The sequence below is a fragment of the Thiohalocapsa sp. genome, from assembly GCF_019695415.1.
Lineage (GTDB): Bacteria > Pseudomonadota > Gammaproteobacteria > Chromatiales > Chromatiaceae > Thiohalocapsa.
This window is the reverse complement of record NZ_JAIFKJ010000098.1, coordinates 1-6,559: the sequence shown is the minus strand read 5'-3', so window position 1 is coordinate 6,559 and position 6,559 is coordinate 1. Positions and strand designations below refer to the sequence as shown.

Below are 6,559 nucleotides of genomic sequence, written 5' to 3'. Positions count from 1 at the left end.
GCGTGAGCTTCGTCGTGCTGACGACGCTGGCGGCCGACGGCCTCGACATCGCCGTCACCCGCACCACCGCACCGGCGAGCCCATGTACGCGGGCACCGCCCGGGCTCACCGACGGGGCACTCGACTTCGCGCTGCGCGATGTCGAGCCGCGGGCGGAGCCGCTCGCCCTCGCCGGCCGCGTCGCAGCCGACGGGCTGAGCCTCAGGCTGCAGCGGTTCGGGGGGCGGGGCGGGCTGTGGCGTTGTGAGCGGTGCCCGGGCGCCCGGCCGGGCAGGCTTTGCGCGCAGGCGGCTGGAGTGGTTTGCGCCCGTCTCCGTGGCATGACGCCCGGCCGCGGTACCGCCATCCGCCCGCCGCGGGAGCACCTAGCGCATTCCGGGCGCCTCGCCGCGGTCTGCCTGGAAGATGACGGAGGGTACGTGCGGAAACTCTGCCTTTAGACGAAGCTGTTGGGGTCACGAAGCTGTTGGGGTCAGGTCGCACATCGCACATCAGGCGGACGCGGAGTAAGCCGCGGGCGTGAGGTGCACTTGAACTTCATGCAAACGCGACCTGCAGTCGGAAACGGCGGTCGTAGTTCATCTTCTTCAATACCTTCGTCATCGCCTTCCGGTCAGCCTTGCTGAGCCTCTTGAGATCCAGCTTGCGCTTGTATCGCGAGCTCGTGAGCTCAAGCGTTTTACTGCCCACACGAATCGCTACAAGGAAGTTATCCTGCCAGTCCTCTTCGGTATCGGCCTCGTCAGAGACCTTGACACCTCGCTCTTCGTCGGGCAGTAGGCGCTCCCACTTCACATCCCGCAGGAGTGTGATCGAGCGCCCACCGGTCGAGTCCTCTGAACTGGACACGAAAAAAGACACGATCAGGTCATCTCCGGTTTCGAGCGCCACAAATGCTACCGGCTCATATGTTTCCATCATTCGTCGTCCAAAGTTCTCTGCACCAGTGTGCTGTGTGCCCACCTATCCCGCACGGGAGCCGCCAATACATCGGCGCCCCCCAGCGCCCCATTCTCTCCCTTTGGACTGTAATGGCGCTTGAGCCACGCTGTCAGCCCCTCCAGCCCCGGGAAGAGCACCCGCTCGGTAATGTTGGACTGGTCCAGCTTCTCGCGGATCTCCCACTTGAGGCCGGCGGGGATGACGATCTTGCGGGCCACGCCCGGATGCTGGGCGAGCCAATGGTCCATCGTGGCCTTGGGGTCCGACATCACAGAAAAGAAGGCGAACTGGTTGACGATACGATCGTCAATGGAGGGCGGCTCGAAGAACAGCGCGAACGGGCGCGGGCAGAGCGCGTCCAGTTCCTCCAAGGACTTGACTGTCTCCGACAGCATCTCGACGGTGAAGACGTTGGCACCCTCACGCGCCAGACGCTCTGCGAGCCGGTCTGGGACCAACTCGTGGGTGCGTAGGTAATTGGCGCCCCAGATGGCACCGTCGCAGTCGAACTGCTCGATGTTGGCGGTGGCGAAGTGCAGTGCGGCGAAGGGCGAGTAGGTCCAATCCATGAGCCGTGTCGGCAGGCCATAGTGCTGCGCCACAGACAACCAGTGCCAGACCGAGTCCCGCTCGACGACGCGGCGATGGGCATACTTGCGAAAATTGCGCAGCAAATGGCGCTCCAGGCCCGCATAATCGCCGCCCAGCCGGCACAGCGTGGTCTCCAGCCGATAGCTGTCGTCGGACAGCCCGCGGAAGGCGTACCGGGAGCGGTAGCGGCCGAGCTCCGGAATCCAGGCCTCGGCAAACAAGGCCTCCTGGAGGTCGTTCCAGCTCTCGACGCGGGTCTCTTCCATCGCGGCACTCGTGTGGTGGGTGTCAGCGCCGTGGCAGCGTACTGCACGCGCATGACGACTGGGCTACCGACCGAGCGGTCATCCCCGGAGAGCATACCGCCCCTCCGCTGAACGCGGTGAAGGAGCTAACATTCATGGACCAGAGGAGAGACGCCATGAACAATGAGGAAAAGAAACTACGCCCCTGGGACAGTCTCGACGTGGAGGAGCAGACCGAGCTTCGCGTGGCCTTCGGCCACTATCTCGATACGCTCCCTCCAACCTGTTCGCTGGAAACGAAAGTGGATCGTTTCCGACGCTGGCTTCAGCATCACGGGGTAGATTACCAATACACACCGTGACGCTCCCACTTCGCTGACCACAGCCGGGACCACGCTCGGGGCCGCTTCGGATCGGGAACTGGCCTAATTCTCCCATTCAGAGCCCTTTGCCCGGCGTCCGCTTTCCGCCCAGCGGGACGCTCTTGTCCAAGCTCTACGCCGCAGCGTCACCAGGTCCGCGCGCGACGTCAAGAACGCGAGCACACGTTGAGGTACCCTTTCGCACACTGGGCACCGGCTGTGGCCGGGCTGCGAGACCTCGACTGGCATGGGGAGTACGGAGTACGTGGATCGCACTGCAAGCCAACAGAACCTCGCCGGCTTCATCTGGTCCGTGGCGGACCTGCTGCGGGGCGACTTCAAGCGCTCGGACTTCGGGCGCATCATCCTGCCCTTCACGCTGCTGCGGCGGCTGGAGTGCGTGCTCGCGCCGACGCGCAAGCCCGTGCTGGAGCGCTACCAGGCCATCCAGGACTCAGGGCTGGATCCGGATCTGATTCTGCCCAAGGTCTCCGGGCAGCGGTTCTACAACGTCTCCCAGTACACGCTCGCCAACCTCGGCGAGGGCGAGACGCGGGCCAACCTGGAGGACTACGTCGCCAAGTTCAGCGCCAACGCCCGGGAGGTGTTCGACAGCTTCAACTTCGACACCTGGCTGGACCGCCTGGCCAGCGCCAACCTGCTGTACCTGGTGGTGCAGAAGTTCGCAGTCCTAGATCTGCACCCCAACGCCGTCTCCAACTACGAGATGGGTCTGGTCTTCGAGGAGCTGATCCGCCGCTTCGCCGAGGCCTCCAACGAGACCGCCGGCGAGCACTTCACCCCGCGCGACGTGGTGCGCCTGGCCACCACCCTGGTCTTCGCCCCGGACCGCGAGATCCTCACCGGCGCCGGCGTGATCCGCACCATCTACGACCCCTGCTGCGGCACGGGCGGCTTCCTCGCCACCGGCATCGAGCAGGTGCTGGAGTGGAACCCCCAGGCCCGCGTCATCCCCTACGGCCAGGAGCTGAACCCGGAGTCCTACGCCATCGCCAAGGCGGACATGATGATCAAGGGCTACGACCCGAAGAACATCACCTTCGGCAACACCCTGGGCGACGACCAGCTCCCGTTCGAGCACTTCGGCTACGGCCTCGCCAATCCGCCCTTCGGCGTCGACTGGAAGAAGGTGCAGAAGGCGGTCACCGACGAGCACCAGCAGCGCGGGCACGACGGGCGCTTCGGCCCCGGGCTGCCGCGGGTCTCCGACGGCTCGCTCTTGTTCCTGATGCACCTGCTCTCCAAGCGCCGGCACGACGCCACCGGCACCCGCATCGGCATCATCCTGAACGGCTCGCCGCTCTTCACCGGCGGGGCCGGCTCCGGCGAGTCCGAGATCCGCCGCTGGATTCTGGAGCACGACTGGCTGGAGGCCATCGTCGCCCTGCCCACGGACCTCTTCTACAACACCGGCATCGCCACCTACGTCTGGGTGCTCACCAACCGCAAGGAGGCCCGCCGCAAGGGCAAGGTACAGCTCATCAACGCCACTGGCCTTTGGGCGCCCATGCGCAAGAGCCTCGGCAGCAAGCGCCGCTACCTCACCGACGAGCACATCGCCGAGATCGCCCGAGCGCACGACACCTTTGAGCAGACCGAGATCAGCAAGCTGTTCGACACCACGGACTTCGGCTACCGGCGCATCACCGTCGAGCGGCCGCTGCAGCTCGCCTTCCACCCCAAGGACGCCATCCGGCTGGAGGCCCTGCAGGCCGACAAGGGCTGGGCCAAGCTCGATGCAGACCGGCAGCAAGTGCTGCTCGACGCCCTGGGCAGCCTGCCGGATCAGCCCTGGTACGCCAGAGACCAGTTCTTCAAGACGGTCAATGAGCACCTCGACACCAACCTCAGCGCCCCGGAGAAGAAGCTGCTCCAGAAGCACCTCGGCGAGCACGACCCCGAGGCCGAGGTCTGCAAGACCAAGGGCGCCGTCGAGCCGGACCCGGACCTGCGCGACTACGAGAACGTCCCCCTCGCCGAGTCCGTCGAGGACTACTTCGCCCGCGAGGTGACGCCCCACGTGCCGGATGCCTGGATCGACGACAGCAAGCGCGACACCCAGGACGGCGCCGTCGGCATCGTCGGCTACGAGATCAACTTCAACCGCTACTTCTACAAGTACCAGCCGCCGCGCCCGCTGGCGGAGATCGACGCCGAGCTGAAGCAGGTGGAGCGGGAGATCATGGCGCTGCTGGGGGAGGTGACGGCGGATGCTCCGGGCCGCGAGGAGCGCTGACCGTGCAGCACGGGCCGCGAATACGGGCATTGATGCTCCGTCCGCGGCCTAAATGCATCCATTAGCTCTATGATTTTTCAATCTTTTTTCCTAAATCTTCAAATAGCGTCAGTCCACTGATGCTATTCTTTAGCCCCACGTCCAGGATCACCCTCTAGCCGAACACCGAACCATGCTGAGCGTCTCCGCCAAAGAGGTCGAAGCCAGACTGCGCTTGGACAATCCCTGGTGGTCCGGTCGGGGCGGCACCCAGTTCACGGCCTTGCCTCGGCGCGGCTACCTACCCTCCTTTTATAACCTCGTCGCTGATCTCGGGGTCAACCGTGCCGTCGTGCTACTTGGTCCGCGGCGGGTCGGGAAGACCGTTTTGGTCCATCATGCCATCGAGCGCTTGCTCGACGACGGAGTCCCGCCGACGCAGGTCATGTACCTGTCGCTTGACACACCGGTATATACCGGGTTTTCGCTGGAGTGGCTCAGTGGGCTCATGCAGGAGCTGCACGGGCTCGACACCGATGCAACCCGCTATCTGTTCTTCGACGAGATCCAGTACCTCAAGGACTGGGAGCGCCATCTCAAGTCCTTGGTGGACGCATTCCCAAACCACCGCTTCATCGGCACCGGGTCTGCGGCAGCCGCGCTGCGGCTCAAAAGCCAAGAGTCGGGGACCGGCCGCTTCCCCGACTTCCTGCTGCCGCCGCTGACGTTCAGCGAGTACCTGCAGTTCGTTCAGCGGGAGGCGGATCTCATCGAACGCGACCCCGATTCTTCCCGGGGCTTCCGTGCCACCTCCCCGGCCGCGATGGACGCGATCAACGACGAGTTCATCAACTATCTGAACTTCGGCGGGTATCCCGAGGCCGTGTTCACCGAACGGGTGCAGCAGGACCCTGCGCGCTTCATCAAGAGCGATGTCATCGACAAGGTGCTCCTGCGGGACCTGCCGAGTCTCTACGGCATCAGAGATTTTCCAAGAGTTGAACAGCCTGTTCGCCACGCTCGCGTACAACACGGCCCAGGAGGTGGAGGTCGGACAGCTATCCCAGAATTCGGGCGTCGTGGCCAACACCCTGACGCGCTATCTGGAATACCTGGAGGCCGCGTTCCTGATCAAGCGTATTCGAAGAGTGGACGAGTCCGCAAGACAGTTCAAGCGCACCCGCGGCTTCAAGGTCTACCTCACCAACCCCTCCATGCGCGCGGCTCTGTACGGCCCCGTCACCGGCGATCATGAAGCTGTCGGCGCCCTCGCGGAGACGGCAATCTACGCCCAGTGGATACACGCCACATCCTTCATCGAACGGCTGTACTTCGCACGTTGGAAGAAGGGGTTGGAGGTCGACGTCGTGGGCCTGGACATCGGCCAGCGCAAGGCGGACTGGGTGGTAGAGGTCAAGTGGACGGACCGCTTCTTCGAGCGACCACGCGACCTGAAGGGCGTCCTCGCATTCGCCCGGCGCAACAGTCTGAGCCGTGCGCCGCTCGTGACCACGCGCACCAAAACCGGGGTCTTGGATGTGGATGGCATAGAGCTGCAATTCGCACCCACGAGCCTACACTGTTATACCATCGGTCGAAACGTGCTGGACCGCGTTCGGTGACCAAGGACGCTATGCGACCAAAACCTGCTCATCCACATCATAAGTACCGTGTCACGCGACGAATCAGCACAGTACTACAGTGAGCAGCAGGCGGCGGAGCGGGAGATCCTAGCGCTGCTAGGGGGAGGTGACGCAATGAAGGCCGGGCGGGCTGAATTCTATGCTTGGGCTCTCGGGAACGAGCTTGACAATACCAACCGCGCCATTATCGCGGAATATCTCGTGCATCGAGCCATGGGCTGCGCCGAACGCTATCGCGTTGCCTGGAACGCGTTCGATCTGGAGGCCCCGGATGGCACAACGATCGAAGTGAAGGCGGCGGGACTCGTTCAATCCTGGGAAAGTGCCCAGCCCTGCAAGCCCGATTTCGACATCAGCAAGAAGAAGATGGCATGGCTTGCACGGGAGAACCGATATATCGAGCAGAACTGCCGCAACGCCCACGTCTGGGGGTTTGCTGTCCATGAGGAGCACGATCGTGACAAGGCCGACCCTGATACTTCCCAGTGGAGCTTCGATGTCACCAAGTCAAACTGGCTGGACCAGGGGTTTGGCGACCAA

General features: G+C 63.8%; 7 protein-coding genes and 1 pseudogene. 6 read left to right on the top strand and 2 right to left on the bottom strand.

Features of this window, described 5'->3' with window-relative positions:
- Positions 1-440: hypothetical protein (locus I6U14_RS01955; protein WP_296896443.1), on the top strand; the 440-nt coding region annotated here is incomplete at its 5' end.
- A gap of 97 nt (positions 441-537) precedes the next feature.
- On the opposite strand, the gene I6U14_RS01950 is transcribed toward I6U14_RS01955, so the two are convergent.
- Both I6U14_RS01950 and I6U14_RS01945 read right to left on the bottom strand, forming a co-directional pair.
- On the bottom strand, positions 538-921 hold the full coding sequence (locus I6U14_RS01950) for a hypothetical protein (protein ID WP_296896441.1): 384 nt from the start codon (positions 919-921) through the stop codon (positions 538-540).
- Positions 918-1,799 (bottom strand): FRG domain-containing protein, encoded by an 882-nt coding sequence (locus I6U14_RS01945; protein ID WP_296896440.1) that lies wholly within the window; start codon positions 1,797-1,799, stop codon positions 918-920. Before I6U14_RS01945 ends, I6U14_RS01950 begins: the two co-directional genes overlap by 4 nt.
- A gap of 155 nt (positions 1,800-1,954) precedes the next feature.
- Here I6U14_RS01945 and I6U14_RS01940 point away from each other — a divergent pair, with 155 nt between their 5' ends.
- The 5 genes and pseudogenes from I6U14_RS01940 to I6U14_RS01920 form a co-directional block, all read left to right on the top strand.
- On the top strand, positions 1,955-2,140 hold the full coding sequence (locus I6U14_RS01940) for a hypothetical protein (RefSeq protein WP_296896438.1): 186 nt from the start codon (positions 1,955-1,957) through the stop codon (positions 2,138-2,140).
- A gap of 265 nt (positions 2,141-2,405) precedes the next feature.
- Positions 2,406-4,397 (top strand): class I SAM-dependent DNA methyltransferase, encoded by a 1,992-nt coding sequence (locus I6U14_RS01935; RefSeq protein WP_296896436.1) that lies wholly within the window; start codon positions 2,406-2,408, stop codon positions 4,395-4,397.
- Positions 4,398-4,569: 172 nt separating this feature from the next.
- Positions 4,570-5,106 (top strand): annotated as a pseudogene (locus tag I6U14_RS01930) (AAA family ATPase); the annotation flags it as partial.
- Between the two features lie 202 nt (positions 5,107-5,308).
- Positions 5,309-5,998 (top strand): DUF4143 domain-containing protein, encoded by a 690-nt coding sequence (locus I6U14_RS01925; protein ID WP_296896435.1) that lies wholly within the window; start codon positions 5,309-5,311, stop codon positions 5,996-5,998.
- Positions 5,999-6,046: 48 nt separating this feature from the next.
- On the top strand, positions 6,047-6,559 hold a 513-nt coding region (locus I6U14_RS01920), incomplete at its 3' end, for a hypothetical protein (protein WP_296896434.1).